The sequence below is a fragment of the Psychrobacter sp. 78a-MNA-CIBAN-0178 genome, from assembly GCF_040309625.1.
In the GTDB taxonomy this organism is placed as follows: Bacteria; Pseudomonadota; Gammaproteobacteria; order Pseudomonadales; family Moraxellaceae; genus Psychrobacter; species Psychrobacter okhotskensis.
Window position 1 is genome coordinate 82504 of the sequence record NZ_JBEOOZ010000007.1, and the last position, 19860, is coordinate 102363.

The window sequence follows — 19860 nt, forward strand, 5'->3', positions numbered from 1 at the left end:
ACGAGAAAGCAGAGCAGAAAATGCTTGCTGCCCCGAACGATGAGCGGCTAAGTATTTTAGTCGTATCGGGTCGTTCCGGCTCGGGTAAAACGTCTGTATTAAATATCTTAGAAGATTTGGGTTATTATTCTATTGATAATCTACCCTTGTCGTTAGTGCCTGATGCTGCTAAGAAACTGGTCAGCGATAGTGGTATTAAGCGTATCGCCCTTGGTGTGGATATTCGGACGCCGCGCGCTGATTTGTCTAACTTTGCAGCGACCCATGCTATCCTAAAACAGACTTATGGTAAGCAGGCTGTTGAAGTGCTATATGTGACCGCGCAAGAGAGCACTTTGGTCGCACGCTTTAATGCGACGCGCCGTGTCCATCCGTTAATGTCACAAGATATTGACAGTGATAATGCTCGGCATATTGCTTTTAATCTACCGGCCGCGATCAAAAAAGAGGTTGAGCTGTTAGAACCTATTGCCAGCCATGCCGATATCAAAATTGATACTAGTATGCTGAATATCCATCAGCTCAAAGACACACTGCGTGCTTATGTCGGTATGGACAATCAAATTGTCATTAATTTGCTGTCTTTTGGCTTTAAGTACGGTAACCCAGTGGATGCTGACTTTATATTTGATGTTAGGATTTTGCCAAATCCACACTGGAATCCTGAGCTACGCGCCTTGACTGGTCTTGACTCTGAAGTCGACGCATTCTTTGCAGATTATCCAGAAGTGGCTGAGATGACCGATGATCTCGATAAATTTTTAAGTCGTTGGCTGCCCGACTTTTTACACAATAACCGCCATACGGTGACAGTAGCGATTGGCTGCACGGGCGGTAAGCACCGCTCCGTATTTATTACCGATATCTTACAGCGACGTCTGGCTGCTGCAATGCCGCAAGGCGTGAAAGTTGTAGCGAAACATCGCGAAAAAAGTCGTTGGTAGTGATTATCAATGGCTAAAGAATCTATTCATTTTATTATTTTGGAACGCTTTTATGATTGACTGGTCAGAACATGATATGCGCGTCTCGCGCACAGAACTCAAAAAATCCCATGAGCGCTTGCAACAATTATCGATACCCCTCGCCAGCTTATCGAAAAAACAGCTCAAAAACTTGCCAGCCAGTGATTATTTTATGGCGGAGTTGATGGCATTAGCAGACATTACCAGTGCCAATGCGCGTATTAGACAGACCAAGCGCGTCGGTAAATTGATCAGCGAAGAAAACCGCCATGAATTGGTAAAAGCCTTATTCGATGCTTACTTTCCAAAAGAACAAGTCTCTAAAATAGAAAGCTGGTCTGAACGTCTAAATATCAATGACGAAGGCACGCTAAAGCAGTTTGTCAAACAATATAAAGTCTCTGAGCGTAATAGCCTGTATCAATTATTGCTTTGGATTGAATACGCCAAGCACACGCAGGATGATGAGCTGATGCTGGAGTCTAAAGCAGATTTGGCCAGCTATATCCGCGAAGTGACCATCTTATCGGATTTAAAAGGCTAGTTATTCTATAGTTGATTCAATTTAAAAGTAGTACAAGACAACCGAGTGTAGATGTTTCTATATTACTTTTCACTCACTATACCAATAGCAGCATAGCGATTATCTGCACAACTACTAATAACTGTACTGAAAAATAAGCTTATCAAAATGCAAATACAAAAAAGCCAATCGTTAATGATTGGCTTTTTTAGTGCAGCGTTAATACGGTTTAATTAAATATAATTAACGCTTATTTTTTCTCGGCACGTGCTTTATCAACTAAGTAATCAACCACTTTAGGTACTTTGGCATCTTCACCAGTGACGACATATTTGCCTTGTACCACAACGGCTGGTACACCAGACAGCTGATAACGCTTAGCGCCTGCTTGTGAGCGACCAATTTTTGTACCCACGGCAAATGAGTTGTAAAGGCTATTGAATTTCTTTTGATCAACGCCTTGGGTTGCATACCATTTGCTTAATGAGGCTTGATCAAACAGCTTTTTGCCATCTTTATGAATCGCATCAAAGAGCGCATCATGGGTTTTGTTTTCATAGCCTAACAGCTGAGCGGCATAAAAACCACGGGCACTGGCTTCCCAAACAGGGTTGAGCGCTGCTGGAGTTTTGAAGAAAGCCACATCTTTGTCTTTATTTTTTGCCCATTTTTCCATATGAGGATTAAGCGCGTTACAGTGCGGGCAACCATACCAAAAAAACTCACGGACAATAATAGCATCACCAGTGATTTTTTCTGGATTGTCTAGCACGCGATAGTCTTTTCCGGCGACATAATCGGCTGCTTGGGCGCCCATGCTGGCTATTCCAATAGCAAAAGTCAGACCAGTCAATGCAATGACACGTTTCATACTTTTTCCTTGAGGGGTAGAGGCTGAGAGTTTTTAGGAGTTTCTATAGGTTTGATAATATAAATGACAAAGCGTCTAGTATAATCAACCTATATCAGAGTACCGACTATAATAACGTAAAACAGGTATGGTTGTGAACCCGATTCTTAACTAACGGTTGTAAAGCTGTGAGCTATTATTTAAGGTATCTTACTTAACAGTACCTATGACTCTTATGACTAAAAATTTTATCATATAACGTTTGCAAAGAGGCTTTTTAGATATCGGTTACCATCAAGTTAGCACTGCGCTATAGACATGATATGTAAGTATTTTCTGCTTTTACTCACAATCGGTGACGATGTACTCACGACAAAAATGGCGCTCGCATGCTAATATTAACAATATAATTGTGCACTGTATCCGATAATAACTCTAAAGGAAAACGCTATGAGCTCAGCTTTATCTTCTTCGCCTTCTTTGAATGATCCAGCGAACAGCCATTTCGATGCTGCTGATAATAACAATACTGCTGCTGATGATACTGTTGCTGATAGTACAACGGCTACCACGATAAATGTAGATCCTAGCGAAGTCGACAAATTCAATAAACTGGCGAGCGAATGGTGGAGTACTACCGGTGCGTTTGCGACCTTGCATGAAATCAATCCGCTTCGCCTAAATTGGATAGAAGAAAACGTTAAGCGCGGCTATCAAAATAGCGATGATAGTACAAACGCTAATAAGACTGCAGAGATGGGATTGACGGGCAAAAAAGTGCTCGATGTCGGTTGCGGCGGTGGCATATTATCTGAATCGATGGCACGCCGCGGTGCTGATGTGACCGGTATCGACCTAGGGACTGAAAACCTAAAGGCGGCGACGATTCATGCAGAGCAAAGTGGTTTAGACAAGACGCTTCGCTATCAGCATATCCCAGTAGAAGATTTGGCCAAAACCCATGCGGGTCAGTTTGATGTGGTGACCTGTATGGAAATGCTTGAGCATGTGCCTGATCCAAGCTCGATTGTGCAAGCTTGTTTTGCCCTATTAGCGCCTGGTGGTGTTTGTGTGCTATCGACGATTAACCGCAATCCTAAGTCATATCTGTTTGCTATCGTGGGCGCCGAATACGTATTGCGTTTACTGGATCGTGGCACCCATGACTATGCCAAATTTATCACGCCTGCTGAGCTTGATAAGATGGCGGTTACTGCTGGATTTACGCGCCAAGATATTACCGGACTACATTACAATCCACTGACTAAGCGCTATTGGCTGGCACAAAATGTCGATGTCAACTATATGATAGCGGTACAAAAACCAATGGCTTAATAGCTTAACTAATTGCCTACTGTCCCATCATTAATGCGCCAAACACCTCACCAATTAAAAGAGTATGCCTTATGAGCCAATTCGTCAAAGCCGTTTTATTTGACCTTGATGGGACGCTAATCGATACCGCTGCCGACTTCGTACGGATTATTGCTAAAATGAGCCGCGAAAATGATTGGCAAGCCCCACCTGAAGCACTTATTCGAGAGCAAGTCTCTGCTGGTGCGTCAGCCATGGTCAAGCTTATGCTGCATCAAAATGGTCAAGACAGTGTCAGCGAAGAAGCTTTACTTGGCTTTCGCCAGCAGTTTTTAGATGATTATGAAGCAGAGATTTGTGTGGACAGCTGTGTATTTAGCGAGCTAGAAGAGGTCCTGACCACGCTTGAGAAAAAAGGTGTGCCTTGGGGTATTGTGACCAATAAGCCGCGTTATCTAGCAGAGCAGCTGTTACAGAAAATGCAGTTGGATGAGCGCTGTGCTGCCTTGGTCTGTCCTGAAGATGTATCGCGCCCTAAGCCTGATCCAGAGCCGATGTATATGGCATTAGAAAAACTTGGTATCCCGCGCGGCGCTGCTGGTTGCGTGCTCTATGTAGGCGATCATATACGCGATATCGATGCTGGCAATGCCGCTGGTATGTCAACAATTTTGGCCGCTTATGGCTATATTCCGCCGCAAGATCAAAAAAACCTTAAGAAGTGGGGCGCTGATTATATTACGGATACCCCTGAGCAGTTGAATAAGCTATTACTGTCTTCTGGTAAGTTTGAATATTTATAACTAAAACACTTATCAATAAATCAGTCATAAAAAAGCATTTACAAGCAAATATCTTATAAATATGTAATCTTAAATATTTGCTCGTAAACGCGCATCTCTGAAAATAAACGCTTTTGAACGCAAATACCTCTAATAATAAATAATACGCAGTGAGTCATACTATGAGTGACAATGTTAAACAGTCAGCGACCGAGCAGAATCATCAAGCAGCCGCGCAAAATCCTAGACAGCCTTTAACGCACGACGATATTCGTCAGTTTGTGCCACCTGTTGACTGTTTAGACGGCAAGACTATCTTGGTCACAGGGGCAGGTGATGGTATTGGGCGCGTCGCCGCTTTAACCTACGCCCGTTATGGTGCTACGGTACTATTATTGGGTCGCACAAGTAGCAAACTTGAATACGTCTATGATGAGATTGAGAGCTTGGGTGGCAAGCAGCCAGCCATGCTACCGATGAATTTAGAAGGCGCAACTTACGCAGATATGCAGCAGTTAGAAGGCCTGATTAATAAAGAAGTGGGTCAGCTCGATGGTATCTTACATAATGCTGGCATGCTTGGGCAATTGACGCCGCTTGAGATGTATGACGTCGATATCTTTGCCCAAGTGATGAAGGTCAATTTTACGGCGACTTTTATGCTCACGCAAGCGTTGTTACCGCTATTAAAAGATGCTGATCATGGCTCTATTGTCTTTACGTCTAGCACGGTTGGTACCCATCCTCGTGCATTTTGGGGCGCTTATGCACTCTCCAAGCAAGCCGTCGAAGGGATGAGTGATATCTTTACTCAAGAGACGCAAAATACCACGAATTTGCGGTTTAACTGTATCAATCCTGGTGGAACGCGTACCAATATGCGCGCTCATGCTTATCCAGGAGAAAATCCCATGAGTTTAAAAACGCCGGAAGACATCATGTCAGCCTACGTCTGCTTGATGAGTAACGAAAGTATTGGTGTACGCGGGCAAGTGGTTGAGCTACAGCCAAAAGATTAAGAGGTGTTACTTAAACTTGCATGAATACAAAGCGTAAAAGTAATTTGGGTAGCTATAGTTGATACTAAATGAAATAGATGCGTCGTACTAGGATGCGAAACTGGTATAAATTTTCTTTAGTTGCTTGATGTGCTAATAGAAGCTACAAAAAATATATACCAACAGCAAGATATCTGTTTTATAGTAAATACGACTCTGTTTTTTGTCAAAACTACCAATGATTTTTACTTAGGATAATACTTATGAATAAGTCCATTGCTGCTGCATGTGTGCTGCTAAGTTGTACTTCAGCTTTTGCGCAAACCACGCTTTTTGATCCTTCCATCGAGCACAATCCTCAGGATGGTGTCATAAAGCTGTATGGAGCAGGTGGCCCACATACCGCTTTAAGAAAAGTGGCAGATGTCTGGGAAAAGCAAGGTGGTACCAAGGTAGAATTAATAGCAGGACCTGAAGACAAATGGTCGGCTGACGCTCAAGCTGATGCCGATGCTCTGTGGGGAACTTCTGAGCAATCAATGACTGCATTTCTTGAGACATACGAAACTTTTGATCATGAAAAAGTTGAACCCATTTATATCCGACCAGCAATCATAGCTGTACAAAAAGGAAATCCTAAAAATATACGTAGCTTTGATGATTTATTAGCTAAGGGGATTAAAATAGTTGTGACCGAAGGTAAAGGAACATATAACACTTCGGGTACTGGAGTTTGGGAGGATCTCGCAGGACGCAAAGGAAGCTTAAACGATATTGCTCGTTTTCGAGATAATATAGTAGCGTATTCTTTAGGATCTGGAGCCAGTTTTAAAGCATTTAAAGATGAAAAAGCAGATGCTTGGATAACTTGGCCGAATTGGCCGCTTAATAATTCCAAAGATATGGACATGGTTAGTATAGATAAGGATCGAGCTATCTGGCGTGATTTAAACATCGTTGTATCACCAAAAGCTGATCCTCAAACAAAAGATTTTCTTAACTTTTTAATCACTAAAAAAGGACAAAAAATCATGAAAACAGAAGGGTGGCAACGCTGAGTAGAAGGTTTTAGGCATACACTCTTAAAAAGTAAATACCCTAAATATAATTCTCACTAATCGTTCAAACACATTTGTTATTTGCATATTGTAATTAGCAATAACCACCCCATCTATTTGTTATTAAAGAATTTATCTATAAAGCAATGATCATTAAAAAATAAATAGGATGGGATTATGGCAGGTGGCTGGTCAAGAGATGGTGCTGAGCACGAACAGATGGATGCAACGGTCAATGATGCTCTAGACAGAGTACGCAGTGCGCTACCGAAAGGGGAGAGTGCAGAGTTCTGTGATGAATGTGGCAATCCTATTCCAGAAGCGCGGCGCCTAGCTTTACCGGGTGTACAGCATTGTGTCAGTTGCCAAAGCGAACTTGAACAAGAGGCGAGAGCAGCTGAGCTGTTTAATCGTCGCGGCAGTAAAGACAGCCAATTGCGCTAATTTGTAAAAGCGAATCAATAAAAAAAGACCACCGTTGCTATTTTACTTAGCAACGGTGGTCTTTTTTGTGAGTGTGGCATTTTTTGAAAGGTAGTCTTTTTATAGGTAACTAGAGTCTGTCTTCAAGCACCAGCGCCATCAGCTGCTGGTCATAAGCCTGCCAATCATCTTTACTAAGACTGATGGTTGACCTAACGTTGTCTATCGGCAAATCATTATCGGTCTGCAAAATGACTTCTAATCGGCTATCGATGTGGGCGCTCGTCGTGGTGATAGTCAAGCTGTCAGGTGTAAAGTTAATCTTTAACCAGCCGTCAGAGGTATGAACCATGCCTTTAATACGTTGCCAGTTAGGCAATTTTAACAACCATTCTTGTAAACCATCAGCGTTAAATACGTAATGTGCAGGCAAGCGCCAGCCCCCTAACAGCATGTCTTGTTGTTGTTCGTGATAGCGGTAGGGGAGCTCAGTATCTGCCGCTATGCCGTCATGACTTTCATTGTTTTGTATAGCTTGATTAGACATCAAGCCAGTAAGTGGCTGTCTAGTAAGTGGCTGTAAGGAAATGCGAATCTGATTAGGCTGGCTTTTATTGGTAGCGCGTTGCCGAGAGATGGTATGGCTTGGTTTGGTCAGCTGTGCTATCAGCATTGATAAGGCGGTATTCAAAGCAGTTATCTTATTTGAGCGATCATCCACGGTGTGAGGCTCAGATTCTGTCCAGATAGTGGTCACGTCAGGATTGAGCCGTGTTATCCATTCTTGTAACGCCTGCCTCTCATTTTCACTCAGCTGCATATAGCGATTGATCACCAAGACATCAGCGTCACGGACATGCGCTTGAAAACCATCGTGCGAGCGATACTTTTGTTGTTGCCATTGCCCGCCACTTAGCACCGTTATTACAGCCTGCATATTGAGTGCTGTTTGCCAATGTGGCGCGCTCAGTTGTTGTATCAACTCGCGTGGGTGTGCCAATCCGGTGGGTTCTATAATAAGGCGCTGCGGACGATGATCGCTAAGCAGGCGGGTAATCGCAATCTGTAGGGGCAGCTGACTGGTGCAACAAATACAGCCACCACTGACCTCGCGAATGGCAATGCTGCCTGTATCAACGTTGTTCTCTTGTGCGCTTGCTAGCAGCGCGCCATCAATGCCAATACGTCCAAACTCGTTAATCAATAGAGCCCAGCGCTCATCGGCGGGCTTGCTAGAGAGTAGCTGGTTGATGACGGTAGTTTTACCCGCACCCAAAAACCCTGTCACCAAGGTGCAGGGTATGTTTTGAATCATGGTAGATGTGGTCAAAGCCATTGTCGTCTAAACTATCGTCATAAGTGGGTGTAAAGCAGCAACTATAAAGTAAATACTATTCACTTTTTGCTGTTTCAACTTCAGCTTCGTCAGGAACGAACACATAGCCTACACCCCAAACGGTTTGGATGTAACGCGCTTGTGACGGGTTGTCTTCAATGAGGCGGCGTAGGCGTGAGACTTGTACATCGATAGAACGCTCCATCGCACCCCATTCACGACCACGGGCAAGATTCATCAATTTATCGCGAGTTAATGGCTCACGTGGATGCTGAACCAATGCTTTTAATACTGAAAATTCACCGGTCGTTAAGGTAACTACATTGCCATCACGTTTAAGCGTACGAGTCGATAAATCAAGCGTCCATGGACCAAATTCAACCACTTCTAGCTGATGACTTGGTGCACCCGGTAGCTCGCGATTTTGACGACGTAATACGGCTTTGATACGAGCAAGCAGCTCTTTTGGATTAAAGGGTTTAGGCAGATAATCATCCGCACCCGCTTCAAGACCAGCGATACGATCGGCGTCGCCACCTTTGGCCGTCAGCATGATGATTGGAATATCGCCATTGTCTTCACGCAGCCGCTTACAGATACTAATGCCATCTTCGCCCGGTAGCATCAAATCCAGTACGACTAAAGAGAAAAGCTCGCGTTGCATCAACTTATCCATCTGACTGCCATCATGGGCAGTACGAACGACGAAGCCATCATCTTCTAGAAAGCGTTGTAATAAAGAACGCAGACGAGCATCATCATCGACCACTAAGATACGCTGAGTTAAAGTATCGGGGCTGTTATTATCAGGCATACAGGCATCCTCTTATAAAAATTATTATTAGTAGAAAGTTTCAGCAAAAACGTTGTCGTTATTTAATCATTAATCTATTAGGTATTAATGAAACCTCGTAAAATTAAAGACTTCTGTTCAATATTTCAGCGCGTAGTAATATTTGCGCTATTGATACTTTAGTGTATAAGATTGCACTGCCAATTGCATCACCCATCGGCATAAATGCTGTATGCGTTTGTTTAACAAGGCTACAGAACTTAGCATAGCAGCCAATTTAGGGTAGAAAACAGCAGATAAATAAGGAAAAGATAAAAAGGATTTTTATTCATGCAGCTTTTGCTATAATGCCAAACACCATTTATCAACGATTGATACGTCTATGAGTAGCACTGATACCTTAACGCCATCTCAAACCTCGACAAATGCACAGGTTTTGGATGCAACCACACACGCGAATATTCACGACAAGCTTGCTCGCGCGCTTGGCATTAAGACTGCTCAAGTCAATGCGTTTGTCAAACTTTACGATGAAGGCGCGACCGTTCCTTTCATTGCGCGTTACCGCAAAGAAAAAACCCAAAACCTTGACGATGCGCAGCTGCGTGCTTTAGAGAAGTCTCTCAATTATGAGCGCGACATGGCAACGCGTCGCCTCAAAATTACTGAGCTGCTCAGCACGCAGGGCAATTTGACTGACGAGCTACAGACGCGTATCGATAACGCGACGTCCAAGCTTGAGCTTGAAGACATCTACTTGCCTTATCGTCCACGTCGCCGTTCACCAGCTGCCAAAGCACGTGCTGCTGGTCTCGACGTTGCTGCTCAGGCGGTACTGACGCAAGAGATTACCCCAACAGAGGCACTGGCTGACTATCAAGCGCCATCTAGCATCTCTGACGACAGCGGTAACGAGATTGAGGTCGACTTTAGCGATATCGATAAGCAATTGGCGGGCGTGCAAGCCATCATCATTGATGAGTGGACACAAGCACTAGACTTGCTAGATAATTTACGTAGTGGTTTTGCCAAAACGGCGAGTATCGTATCTGCGGTTGCTAGCGAAGAAAAACGCGAAGTCGGTGAGAAATTCAAAGATTATTTTGAACATAGTGAAAGCCTTGCGCGTCTGCCAAACCATCGTTTATTAGCAATGCTACGTGGTCGCCAAGAGAATGTTTTGGGTCTCAAAATCGAAGGCGAAGATGCCCCCTTTATCGAAAAAACTATCAAGCATTTCGATGTTAATGCCAAAGCACCTGACGCGCGCCGTGAGTTTTTAACAGAAGCCGCTAGTAGCTTATGGAAAGAAAAATGGCGTCCGCATATCGAGCATCGCTTATTGACGGAAAAACGCCTAACTGCTGAAGCTGACGCGATTGATGTGTTTGCCAATAATTTACAGCATTTACTCATGTCAGCACCTGCTGGTCGTAAAGTGATTTTAGGTGTGGATCCCGGCATCCGCCATGGCGTTAAAATGGCGATTGTCGATGCCCAAGGCCATGTCATGCTAGACAGCGAAGACAAGCCTGTCGTCGCAACCGTTTATCCATTCGCCCCTGATAATAAAATGGATGAAGCCAAAAAAGTCATCGATGAATTATTAAGTACTTACAACGTCGATCTAGTCGCTATCGGTAACGGTACGGCGAGCCGCGAAACAGATGCGATGATTAAAGAGATTTTGGCCGCCAATTCTGAATTAAAAGCCAAAGCGGTTATCGTTAATGAATCAGGCGCTTCTGTCTATTCAGCCAGTGAGCTGGCCACTGATGAGCTTGGTAATTTAGACGTATCTGTACGCGGTGCGGTTTCTATCGCTCGTCGCTTGCAAGATCCGTTATCAGAGCTGGTCAAAGTAGATCCAAAAGCCATTGGTGTTGGTCAATATCAACATGATGTCAACCAAAACCAGTTGGCTGATAGCTTGGATAAAGTGACCCAAGATAGCGTGAACGCGGTTGGGGTTGATGTGAATACGGCAAGTCCTGCTATCTTGGCGCATATTGCGGGTTTGAATAAAAATGTCGCCCAGCAAATCGTCACTTATCGTAAAGAGCACGGCGCATTTGATAGCCGTGAGGCGCTCAAAAACGTTCCGCGTTTAGGTGCTAAGACCTTTGAGCAGGCAGCAGGCTTCTTACGCATACATGGTGGTAGTAATCCACTTGACGCGACTGGTGTGCATCCAGAAAGCTATGCGCTGGTCGATAGCTTACTGGCGCAAACCGGTAAAGCATTGCCAGAAGTCATCAGTAACGACGGTGTACTAAACACGCTCGACACCAGTGCACTAGCGGCAAATGATGATAATATCAGTGTCAAAGCTATCATCGAAGAGCTTGCCAAGCCTGCACGTGACCCACGTCCTGAGTTTAAAACGGCTAACTTCCGTGAAGACGTTAATAGCATTAAAGATTTAAGCGAAGGCATGCAGCTAGAAGGTGTGGTTACTAACGTGACAGCCTTTGGTTGCTTCGTTGATGTCGGTGTCCATCAAGATGGTCTCGTGCATATCTCACAGATGGCCAATGACTTCGTTGCCGATCCGATGAATCGCGTCAAGCCGGGCGATATTGTCTCAGTGCGTGTCATCTCTATCGACGAAAAGCGTGGTCGCATTGGTTTTAGTATGAAGCCTGAATCTGAAAAGCCCGCGCGTCCAGCAGCGAAGTCGACTGCAGAAGGTACAGGTAATGATGAGAAAGCCAGTCGTCCACGTAGTAATCAGGCAAATAGCAATCGCCCAAATAACAGCCGTCCAGCAGCGGATAAGCGTCCGTCAAAACCGCGCGGTAATCGTCAAGATAAAGACAGCGCCAATAACCGCAGCAAAGCGCCTAAAGCTGAAAAAGTAGAAGCACCTAGCAAAATGGGTACATTGGGTGCATTGTTGCAAGAAGCGGGCGTCACTAAAACTAAGAAGTAATGGGTTTGGTCAGTTTCTTAAGTTAGTTCTAAATAATTAACAGAAATAACCAATAAAAAAGGCAGCCATTAGACTGCCTTTTTTATTGGAAATATATTTGATAAATACTTTAGCTATAGTCAAAATATTTTTAAAACACGACGGTATTGCTGATATCAATTTTTTGTCGCCTCTGTCTGCGCAGGCACAGCAAGCAAGAAAAATTGATATCAGCAGTCTAATATTTAAAGATTCGTTCAACAGACCCTAAGGTGCTGTAGTAAATAAATATTACTGCTTTTATCAGTTAGCAGAAGCGCTTATACCGTATTATAGATTTTCTGTTGCTTCTTGGGGAGTTTGTTATAGCTCTTCTTGTGATTCTGACGAAGCTTCTTCTTCCAGCATTGATTCTTCATCTAGCATATCTTCTTGTGACATATCTTCTTGTAGGTCTTTTTGTGGCATTGCTTCTTCTGAATCTTGCATGGCTTGTTGTTGCGCTTGCTGCATAGCCTGTTGTTGTGCCTGTTGCTCAGGAGCCATCTGTTGTTGAGTGGCGTTGCTATTTACGCTTGCTCTTGAGATGCGCTGGGTTTCGTTAATCTGAACCGAGTTAGATGGACTTGGTACTGATACATTGGCTGAATTTTCAGCTTCAGTCTCAAGTGTGGTAGTAGCAGCATTTTGCATATCTGCTTGTGCAGTATCAGCAGGTGCAGCCATAGCCAAGCTTGGAATAGTGAGCATAGCGCCAATCAGTAATGATAAAGGTAGAGTACGGTTTTTCATCAGTTTATTCCTCAGTTTGCATTCTCATAGCGTCAGCTCAAAGTATTTCAAACTTGACGCTTATTTGCATGATTTCGTATAGCACAAATTAATGGTGTATTTTGAATCTATATATTTAACATTCAATGTGTAGATAAAACAAAATCATGATAACCATTTGTTGATTATCATGATTGGTGTGGATAAAGAGTTTTATAAAATAATCTAATAAAACTCTAAGCAAGAGAATAGCAACTAAGCGATTATTATTTCAGTAGTACATAGATTAAAAATCTAACAGACGTGCGCTCGCAGGTGACTTTGTGCAACTATTGTATTCTTATTGTCAGGCAAATATATAAAGTTTCTTTACCTTAGCTTTAAACACAGTGACTATTAAATATAGTCATTCCACTATAAAAGTATTACTGCGTTAACCTCGTTTGAAGTACTAAATATACATCTACACTCGGTGGCCTTGTACTACTTTTAAATTAAATCAACTATAAGAATATAATTTACTTGCATCCAAGATTTTTTTTGTAAAAAAATTATTCAACGATGACATATCTACCAGTATTGGGATCGATAACGCGCTGCTGTAAATCGCTATCAGGAACGCGGATGACAGGGAAGGTCTGACTGATTTCAGTATTATCAATCACTTCATCATCTGCTACCTCGCCAACGATTACAGTACGCCCAGCATCTTCTACCGCAATGGCCGTACCATTTGCTGTATTAACGCGTTTAATTTGATCTTGTGGTGCGATGATGACTTCTTTTACTTTATATTTAGCAGGACGAATAACACGAGTCGTTTCGATAATAACGGGTTCTATACTACGCTCTTCAGTAATGGCAACTTCCGCTTCTAACGCTTCACTTTCCACAGCTTCAGACATAATTGGTGTAGGGAACTTGGCGCCAAAATGATTGTCGCACTGTTGCATACTTAAACGCACAGGATTGCCGTTTTTATCCATGTAGACGTTGACTGGCATATCAGCGGCGATAGCAACATATTTGCCGACCAAAGCACCGGATACGCCATAGCGACCATTCGATTGTCCCACGCCTAAATCACAAGCACCTGCTGAATAATTGTTAGCATTTAAGTTATTGCTGTCGACGACACTCTGTGGAATCATGACTTCAGATAAGCGCATCTTTTTGACAGAGGCTTCACCAGCTTGGCGTTTGGGGTTTTGATAGGTATAAGGGCTATAAAACTTGGCTGAGCCATCTTGGACAGCAGTGACGCATTCGTCGTAACTGTCATAGCCTACGTTACCGTGATTATCGGTTGTCATTGCAGCATTTGCATGGCTCGCAAGCATGGTTAGACCTGATGTAATAACAGCAACGGTCAATATATTCAATTTCATGGTTACATCCTTTTAATGATTAATAAATGTGTTTGAATTAGTATTATTTCTTATATGGCTTATTTTTATATCAAGTTATTAGGGCGTGTCCTCAATTCAAGCGCTTGTATCTGAATGGGCTAAAAATGGCTAAATTTTGCCAAACATCGTCAAATAGCTGATTAACATCCCGATATTATTTGCACTATTTTCCTCGTTTGACGGCAGTTTATCTCACTTTTATGACCATTTTTAAAATGAAGACACACCCTAGTAAAACGAATTAGTTTTTAATAAATAACGTCATAATTTTTGATTCGACGTTTCTGCTTTAATTTATTATTTTAACGTTTTTAATACTACGTCAGTTGCTAAGACATGGCTGTGACATCAGGCTAAGGATGTGTAGCGTAATGTATAAAAAAAGAGAAAACTGGCAACATTGTTCACCAAAAACGTACGTTATTATTATTCATTAACATCTGCTTGAAAATTTTAAAGAGTTTGTCCATAAAAAAACCGTACCTTGTTACCAAGATACGGTTATTAAAAATACGATCATTAAAAATACGGCTATTCAGATTTTAGTCTTCGTTTATTGACAGTTTGTTAAGTGTCATCTGTAAAGGCTAACCATCGACTACCTCAAAGCTAAGACCTGCATGCGCTTCTAAACGTGTTAGCAGCTTATCACCCATCGCGGCTGCTGGCGTCCAAAACCCGCCACCGACATCATCTTTGCTAATATCTTGCGCTAAGCATAAGGCTGCTTGTGCCAGCATGCGTGACGTACTGCCATAACCAGGATCTTTATCGCCCGTTACTTTGGTGTTGATGGTGTCTTTATTGGCAGTTTTTCCAAAGAGACGAATATCGTAGTAACCGTTATCTTGGTCAGACTTCGACGGCCCAGAGCCAGCTTTTGGTAAGACATGCTTGGACAGCAATTCGCGGCTTGGCTTAATCATCATCGCGGTGGCAAATCCTAACAGTCCAGCGCTCAGTGCATAACTTGACAGTTTGCCTTTTACCCCATCTTTCATCCACATCGCTTCGTCATACTTAAAGTCGCGACCATATTTGTAGCCAAGCAGTTGGTTGCTGCGATGTACAATACGAGTGTTGATGCTTGCCATTACAAACGGGGCCAACCAGCGTTTGTGCTCATTATCGTATTCTGGCTTACTGACATTGGCTTGGCGCACGCTAGGCGCATCTTTATCATCATTGAGCAGATAAGGGTTTGCCACTTGCTTACGACGTGATTTATCTTTTCCTACTTCTTCAAAAATAGTCGCCATTGAGGCAACCGTACCACCAGATAAGCCACCTTTCGCCGCTTTTACGCGCATATGAATGACATCACAAGTGCTATCGAACTGAGCTTCTGCCTGCTGCTGGGTAAAATAAACGCCTAAATCTGACGGAATAGAGTCGAAGCCACAGGAATTGACGATACGAGCACCGCTTTGCTCAGCGGTCTCTTGGTATTTGTCCATCATATCTTTAATAAAGATGGCTTCACCAGTAAGGTCGACATAATCAGTGCCATTTTCGGCGCAAGATTTGACCAACGCCTCGCCATATCTTAAGTAAGGGCCAACGGTTGAGATGATGACTTGCGCCTGCTTGGTCATCTCATCTAGGCTAGCAGCGTCTTTACTATTAGCGATAATAATATCTACTTTGCTCTCAAGCTTGGACTGTAATTCGTTAAGCTTGTCTTCGTCACGACCCGCTATCGCCCACGTGACGTTAGAGCCATCCTTATTTTTGGCATTAGACAAAAAGCTTGTTAAATAATGAGCAGTAATCTGTCCAACAAAACTGGTCGCTCCGTATAAAATAATGGCGTAATGGCGCTGGTTACTGTTGGTTTGTTTATTATCATCTGCTGCATTCGTATTCTTTGACGTATCCATATTATTAGCCATATTTATTGTCCTTAATAAGTGTTTTTCTGCATAATTTAATGCTAGAGCCGATCCGTTATAAAAGTGTTATAGCATTAACCTTGCTTGAAGTAGGGTCTATACATCTGCATTCGATGGCTTCGTACCATTTTTAGATTGAAGCGACTATAAATGAGTGATGGGAATAAAAAAAGATCCATATTTACATATCGTTAAATGGATTCTAAGTCGTCAATCTATTCTAAGGCATAGTAATGGTAAGTAGGAACCAGTTAGTGTGAACTGTCATGGTTTATAGTAAATTATAGGGTGAAAATGCTCGGAGTTGAGTGATACCTCACCATCTCTACACATAAGTGCTGCAAAGCCAAGCAAAAATGTCTAAATATTAAGATTTGCTACAAAGATTACATAACCTACCGACATTATTACTAAAATGAACGTTTTTTGGCGAAAAATATTGCTAATCTATCCCCGTACACAGTTGTAAATAGTATTAAAAAAACAACAACTTAAATGGACATTAGATGAAGTAAGACGAATATTAGCAACGATCGCGTTTTAGATCTGCTATTTGTCTTTCTATCTGATTTTTGATAATTATTGAGGAGAAAGTTATGTTTCACTGGGCTATTATATTTGCAGTAATCGCACTGATTGCAAGTTTCTTAGGGTTTGGTGGTGTCGCTGGACTGTCTGCAAACTTTGCCTACATTCTATTAGCATTGGCGGTGATTTTGTTTATCGTCGCATTTGTTAGCCGTAAAATGTAGCAGTGAATTTGAATAAATAAACGTTATTAAGCAAAAAAGTCCTCAATTGAGGACTTTTTTTATGGAAACTCTTCGCTAATCAATTTACTACCTACTTTACTAATTGTTTTGCTCTAGATATTAAGCCACTGAACATGACTTAATAAAGAATACGTCCAAATGTATTACAAGCGTTTGGGTTGAATAATATGTTCCATTCGTTTGGCCAAACGAATATCAAGACTGGTGATACCGCCCGTATCATGCGTGGTTAGGCGTACGTCTACAACATTATAAACATTGTGCCATTCAGGGTGATGTTCGAGCGCTTCGGCATGAAATGCGGCTTGGTTCATAAAACTGATGGCCTCAATAAAGTCATTAAATTCATAGCTTTTAATAATGCTGTTGCCGTCACGCTGCCAGCCAGCTAAGTCTTCTAGCTGTAAGTCAATTTGTTTGTCAGATAAACTACTCATGGTGGTCTCCCTTATTATTATGTTGGATGATTTGGTCGAGTTTTTATTAACTTTCATTATTTAATGGATTGATAAAAATTCTAATAAGTGCGCTAGCAACTTTATACTCTAAATAGGACAAAAAACCCACCTATATTCGATATCTTGTCATATATTTAAAAATAAATACATGATTGCAGACAGCAAATAAATAGGAGGGTAGTGTGGTAGCAATGGTTAGATCTTAATATAGTTGACCCTATATAGTAGGCTCTAAACAAAATAGGTACAAAGTGTCATAACGCGGAACTGAGACAAATTTTCCTTGCTTGCTGTGTCTACGCTGACAGAGGCTGCAAAAAATGTATCTCAGTTCCGCTGTCTTATTTTTGAATTGAACGGACTATAAGAGGAGCCAGTTATACCAAATCTTGATACTCGGGATGCTTGCTTATATAAGAGGCAACAAATGAGCATTGTGGTACGACTTTTTTACCCTGTTCGCGTGCATAGTTCAAGGCATGTTTGACCAGACCAGAACCAACACCGCGCCCGCCCAATTCTTGCGGTACGATAGTATGGTCGTAGATTAGTTTATCATCGTGTTCCTGATAGCTGAGATAGCCAGTATGACCATCAATTGAGGTCTCAAAACGTTTAGCTTGGTCATCATGGACAATATCTAATGGTTTTTTTTCAGTATTATCGTTCATATATCACTCCATTATTATGATTTTTCTAAAAGGCTAATTTGTCGTTTTTATATTATGGGACATTATCCGTTGTTACACCAGTCATGTACGACTGCTTATGGTAAACACAGATAGGTAAAATGTTACCGTTAATATTATATGAGCGCTACAGACAAAGTTTTTACCATAATTTTTATAACATTTACTTGGAATAAAATAAGGCTTGTTGCACGACAGGTGGCAGATATTTGCTTAAGCCGCGCATAAGTGGTTCATCTTTTGGCGTTGTAACATTACTTGTATGCGCTGGCACGTTAGATTGCGCTTGCAAATGTGCCTGCCACTCTTCTGCACTTGGTTTGCTAAAATGCTTGATACGACCCAGTACTTGTTTGAATTGGCGACCAAACCGACCCGTGTTATAAGACAAGCCATACTTTTGGCATATTGCCTGTACTTGGGGCGCGATACGCGCGTAATGGCGAGCAGGCATATCAGGGAAGATATGATGCTCGATCTGATGTGACAAGTTACCCGTTAAAAGGTGAAACCATTTGCTGCCTTGAATGTTACTAGAGCCAAGGATTTGGCGCACATACCAGTCGCCTTTGCTTTCATTATCAGCCAGATGGGTATAGATATGCGCCTGTTCGGTAAAGTGACCACAGAATATCACCGCCCACGTCCAAATATTGCGAGCGACATTGGCTGTAAGGTTACCACTCAGCGTCGTCATCGCACTACGGCGACCGAAAGCTAAGCCAGCCAGCGTCGGAAAAACAAGATGATCTTTGCCCACTTGCCGGGCGATTTTACTCAGTAACGCATGAGACTTTGGCTGCATGATCTCTGTTAGCTGTGGCGACTCTGCATATTCGTCAACGCTGATTTGGATGTCATGAAAAGCCACCGCCCACTCAAATCCCAATGCCAATATCATGGTCTTCAGTAAATTATAACGGTCGCTTGGCGTCCAAGGCTGTTCATCAGTTACCCGAATCAAATGATAACCAACGTCGTGATCGCGCCCAACAATATTCGTATAAGTATGATGCAGGTAGTTATGCGAATGCTGCCAGAGCGGCGCTGGACAAACGATGTCCCAATCAAACTGCTTACTATTCAGATGCGGATGCTGCATCCAGTCATATTGTCCGTGCATGACATTATGACCGAGCTCCATATTATTTAAAATTTTGCTAAAACTTAATAGGGAAGTGCCAAGTAACCAAGTGACTACTCTACTTTGTCGTGATGACAGTCGACCTGACACAGCGAGTAGACCACGGGCCAGTATTTCACTATAGACGACGGTGCTATAAACGCGCTGAATATAGCGAGCGTCATCAGCGCCCAGTGAGTCCATCACGCTCTGATACAGCGTGTTTAGCTCAGCAGCCAAGGCTTCTGTACGCGCTGTTGGTAATTGTGCGCCGCTCAGGGTTGGATATAAACCTTGTTTTGGCGATAGATTCGTTAAACCAGCAAATGTAGGCACGGCAGACTGGGCGGTGAACATAGGCGGTAATAAGCGCATAAATAGTCCTTAACCGAGACTGCTTAGGGTGTCAGACGACAGCGCCGGTTTTATGATTCAAGTGGGCTTTAGCATATAATATGCTAAAGCGTTAAGCTATCTAAATCTGGTACAAGTTGCTGTATTTTATTTAGTTTACTTAGGGCATGTCCTCAATCTGAACGAACCTGCCTAAATGGTCTAAAAATGGCTAAATCTTGCCAAACTGCGTCAAATAGCTAGTCAATATCTCGATATTATCTGCGCTATTTTCCTTATTTACCTGCAATTTATCTCATTTTTATCGCCATTTTCAAAATGAGAACACGCCCTAATTAATCAGTAATAATAACAAGAAAATCGTATTTAATTTTGAGTTTGCAAGGTTTTTTCTACACTATAAACCGTGAGTGGAGGCGTACCAACACCTAATAGCTA

General features: G+C 42.5%; 18 protein-coding genes. 9 read left to right on the plus strand and 9 right to left on the minus strand.

The features are described 5' to 3' along the window. The first annotated feature begins 20 nt into the window (after positions 1-20). Both rapZ and yjgA read left to right on the plus strand, forming a co-directional pair. On the plus strand, positions 21-944 hold the full coding sequence (rapZ, locus tag AAEY80_RS06470; protein WP_037024744.1) for an RNase adapter RapZ: 924 nt from the start codon (positions 21-23) through the stop codon (positions 942-944). Positions 945-996: 52 nt separating this feature from the next. After that, positions 997-1509, plus strand: a complete 513-nt coding sequence (gene yjgA, locus AAEY80_RS06475) for a ribosome biogenesis factor YjgA (protein WP_101212158.1) — start codon at positions 997-999, stop codon at positions 1507-1509. Between the two features lie 229 nt (positions 1510-1738). Here the strand turns inward: yjgA and AAEY80_RS06480 are convergent, their stop codons facing one another. Beyond that, positions 1739-2359: a thiol:disulfide interchange protein DsbA/DsbL gene (locus tag AAEY80_RS06480; protein ID WP_350588081.1), complete on the minus strand. Its 621-nt coding sequence runs from the start codon at positions 2357-2359 to the stop codon at positions 1739-1741. 429 nt (positions 2360-2788) lie between these two features. On the opposite strand from AAEY80_RS06480, the gene ubiG reads away from it, so the two are divergent. The 5 genes from ubiG to AAEY80_RS06505 all read left to right on the plus strand — a co-directional run bounded on the left by ubiG (position 2789) and on the right by AAEY80_RS06505 (position 6934). Continuing rightward, positions 2789-3673, plus strand: a complete 885-nt coding sequence (gene ubiG / locus AAEY80_RS06485; RefSeq protein WP_350588082.1) for a bifunctional 2-polyprenyl-6-hydroxyphenol methylase/3-demethylubiquinol 3-O-methyltransferase UbiG — start codon at positions 2789-2791, stop codon at positions 3671-3673. Between the two features lie 71 nt (positions 3674-3744). Continuing rightward, complete coding sequence (locus AAEY80_RS06490; RefSeq protein WP_101212160.1) at positions 3745-4455, plus strand: HAD family hydrolase; 711 nt, start codon at positions 3745-3747, stop codon at positions 4453-4455. Between the two features lie 161 nt (positions 4456-4616). Beyond that, a complete protein-coding gene (locus AAEY80_RS06495) occupies positions 4617-5453 on the plus strand; it encodes a YciK family oxidoreductase (RefSeq protein WP_025651118.1) in 837 nt (278 codons plus the stop codon). Between the two features lie 242 nt (positions 5454-5695). Further along, complete coding sequence (locus AAEY80_RS06500; protein ID WP_025651116.1) at positions 5696-6490, plus strand: substrate-binding domain-containing protein; 795 nt, start codon at positions 5696-5698, stop codon at positions 6488-6490. Between the two features lie 177 nt (positions 6491-6667). After that, complete coding sequence (locus AAEY80_RS06505) at positions 6668-6934, plus strand: DksA/TraR family C4-type zinc finger protein (protein WP_025651115.1); 267 nt, start codon at positions 6668-6670, stop codon at positions 6932-6934. A 109-nt stretch (positions 6935-7043) separates the two neighbouring features. On the opposite strand, the gene AAEY80_RS06510 is transcribed toward AAEY80_RS06505, so the two are convergent. Together AAEY80_RS06510 and ompR are read right to left on the minus strand one after the other, a co-directional pair. Then, positions 7044-8249: a CobW family GTP-binding protein gene (locus AAEY80_RS06510; protein WP_051395056.1), complete on the minus strand. Its 1206-nt coding sequence runs from the start codon at positions 8247-8249 to the stop codon at positions 7044-7046. Between the two features lie 55 nt (positions 8250-8304). Continuing rightward, positions 8305-9063, minus strand: coding sequence for an osmolarity response regulator transcription factor OmpR (gene ompR / locus AAEY80_RS06515; protein ID WP_025651114.1), 759 nt, complete (start codon positions 9061-9063; stop codon positions 8305-8307). Between the two features lie 361 nt (positions 9064-9424). Here ompR and AAEY80_RS06520 point away from each other — a divergent pair, with 361 nt between their 5' ends. After that, positions 9425-11974 carry a helix-hairpin-helix domain-containing protein gene (locus AAEY80_RS06520; protein WP_350588083.1) on the plus strand — a complete coding sequence of 850 codons (2550 nt, stop codon included), beginning with the start codon at positions 9425-9427 and terminating at the stop codon, positions 11972-11974. A 342-nt stretch (positions 11975-12316) separates the two neighbouring features. Here AAEY80_RS06520 and AAEY80_RS06525 read toward each other — a convergent pair whose 3' ends face one another. The 3 genes from AAEY80_RS06525 to AAEY80_RS06535 form a co-directional block, all read right to left on the minus strand. Next, positions 12317-12745: a hypothetical protein gene (locus AAEY80_RS06525; protein ID WP_101212164.1), complete on the minus strand. Its 429-nt coding sequence runs from the start codon at positions 12743-12745 to the stop codon at positions 12317-12319. Positions 12746-13275: 530 nt separating this feature from the next. Continuing rightward, positions 13276-14112, minus strand: a complete 837-nt coding sequence (locus AAEY80_RS06530; protein ID WP_101212165.1) for a hypothetical protein — start codon at positions 14110-14112, stop codon at positions 13276-13278. 608 nt (positions 14113-14720) lie between these two features. Beyond that, positions 14721-16025 (minus strand): saccharopine dehydrogenase family protein, encoded by a 1305-nt coding sequence (locus AAEY80_RS06535; RefSeq protein ID WP_350588084.1) that lies wholly within the window; start codon positions 16023-16025, stop codon positions 14721-14723. Between the two features lie 596 nt (positions 16026-16621). Between AAEY80_RS06535 and AAEY80_RS06540 the strand changes: the two genes are divergently transcribed. Beyond that, complete coding sequence (locus AAEY80_RS06540) at positions 16622-16777, plus strand: DUF1328 domain-containing protein (protein ID WP_350588085.1); 156 nt, start codon at positions 16622-16624, stop codon at positions 16775-16777. Between the two features lie 164 nt (positions 16778-16941). Here the strand turns inward: AAEY80_RS06540 and AAEY80_RS06545 are convergent, their stop codons facing one another. From AAEY80_RS06545 to AAEY80_RS06555, 3 genes are all read right to left on the minus strand, one after another. After that, complete coding sequence (locus AAEY80_RS06545) at positions 16942-17235, minus strand: 4a-hydroxytetrahydrobiopterin dehydratase (RefSeq protein WP_025651109.1); 294 nt, start codon at positions 17233-17235, stop codon at positions 16942-16944. A 398-nt stretch (positions 17236-17633) separates the two neighbouring features. Then, the gene (locus tag AAEY80_RS06550; protein ID WP_025651108.1) at positions 17634-17927 is read right to left on the minus strand and encodes a GNAT family N-acetyltransferase; all 294 of its coding nucleotides are present in this window, start codon (positions 17925-17927) and stop codon (positions 17634-17636) included. 181 nt (positions 17928-18108) lie between these two features. Beyond that, positions 18109-19443, minus strand: a complete 1335-nt coding sequence (locus AAEY80_RS06555) for a fatty acid desaturase family protein (RefSeq protein WP_025651107.1) — start codon at positions 19441-19443, stop codon at positions 18109-18111. Positions 19444-19860: the final 417 nt, after the last annotated feature.

Excerpts from the sequence above, each read along its gene's own strand:
- AAEY80_RS06510 (WP_051395056.1), bottom strand. The coding sequence starts at position 8,249 with ATGGCTTTGACCACATCTACCATGATTCAAAACATACCCTGCACCTTG.
- AAEY80_RS06520 (WP_350588083.1), top strand. The coding sequence starts at position 9,425 with ATGAGTAGCACTGATACCTTAACGCCATCTCAAACCTCGACAAATGCA.
- AAEY80_RS06505 (WP_025651115.1), top strand. The coding sequence starts at position 6,668 with ATGGCAGGTGGCTGGTCAAGAGATGGTGCTGAGCACGAACAGATGGAT.
- AAEY80_RS06555 (WP_025651107.1), bottom strand. The coding sequence starts at position 19,443 with ATGCGCTTATTACCGCCTATGTTCACCGCCCAGTCTGCCGTGCCTACA.
- AAEY80_RS06535 (WP_350588084.1), bottom strand. The coding sequence starts at position 16,025 with ATGGCTAATAATATGGATACGTCAAAGAATACGAATGCAGCAGATGAT.
- AAEY80_RS06550 (WP_025651108.1), bottom strand. The coding sequence starts at position 17,927 with ATGAACGATAATACTGAAAAAAAACCATTAGATATTGTCCATGATGAC.
- AAEY80_RS06525 (WP_101212164.1), bottom strand. The coding sequence starts at position 12,745 with ATGAAAAACCGTACTCTACCTTTATCATTACTGATTGGCGCTATGCTC.
- AAEY80_RS06530 (WP_101212165.1), bottom strand. The coding sequence starts at position 14,112 with ATGAAATTGAATATATTGACCGTTGCTGTTATTACATCAGGTCTAACC.
- ompR (WP_025651114.1), bottom strand. The coding sequence starts at position 9,063 with ATGCCTGATAATAACAGCCCCGATACTTTAACTCAGCGTATCTTAGTG.
- AAEY80_RS06495 (WP_025651118.1), top strand. The coding sequence starts at position 4,617 with ATGAGTGACAATGTTAAACAGTCAGCGACCGAGCAGAATCATCAAGCA.
- AAEY80_RS06490 (WP_101212160.1), top strand. The coding sequence starts at position 3,745 with ATGAGCCAATTCGTCAAAGCCGTTTTATTTGACCTTGATGGGACGCTA.
- yjgA (WP_101212158.1), top strand. The coding sequence starts at position 997 with ATGATTGACTGGTCAGAACATGATATGCGCGTCTCGCGCACAGAACTC.
- ubiG (WP_350588082.1), top strand. The coding sequence starts at position 2,789 with ATGAGCTCAGCTTTATCTTCTTCGCCTTCTTTGAATGATCCAGCGAAC.
- rapZ (WP_037024744.1), top strand. The coding sequence starts at position 21 with ATGCTTGCTGCCCCGAACGATGAGCGGCTAAGTATTTTAGTCGTATCG.
- AAEY80_RS06545 (WP_025651109.1), bottom strand. The coding sequence starts at position 17,235 with ATGAGTAGTTTATCTGACAAACAAATTGACTTACAGCTAGAAGACTTA.
- AAEY80_RS06480 (WP_350588081.1), bottom strand. The coding sequence starts at position 2,359 with ATGAAACGTGTCATTGCATTGACTGGTCTGACTTTTGCTATTGGAATA.
- AAEY80_RS06500 (WP_025651116.1), top strand. The coding sequence starts at position 5,696 with ATGAATAAGTCCATTGCTGCTGCATGTGTGCTGCTAAGTTGTACTTCA.
- AAEY80_RS06540 (WP_350588085.1), top strand. The coding sequence starts at position 16,622 with ATGTTTCACTGGGCTATTATATTTGCAGTAATCGCACTGATTGCAAGT.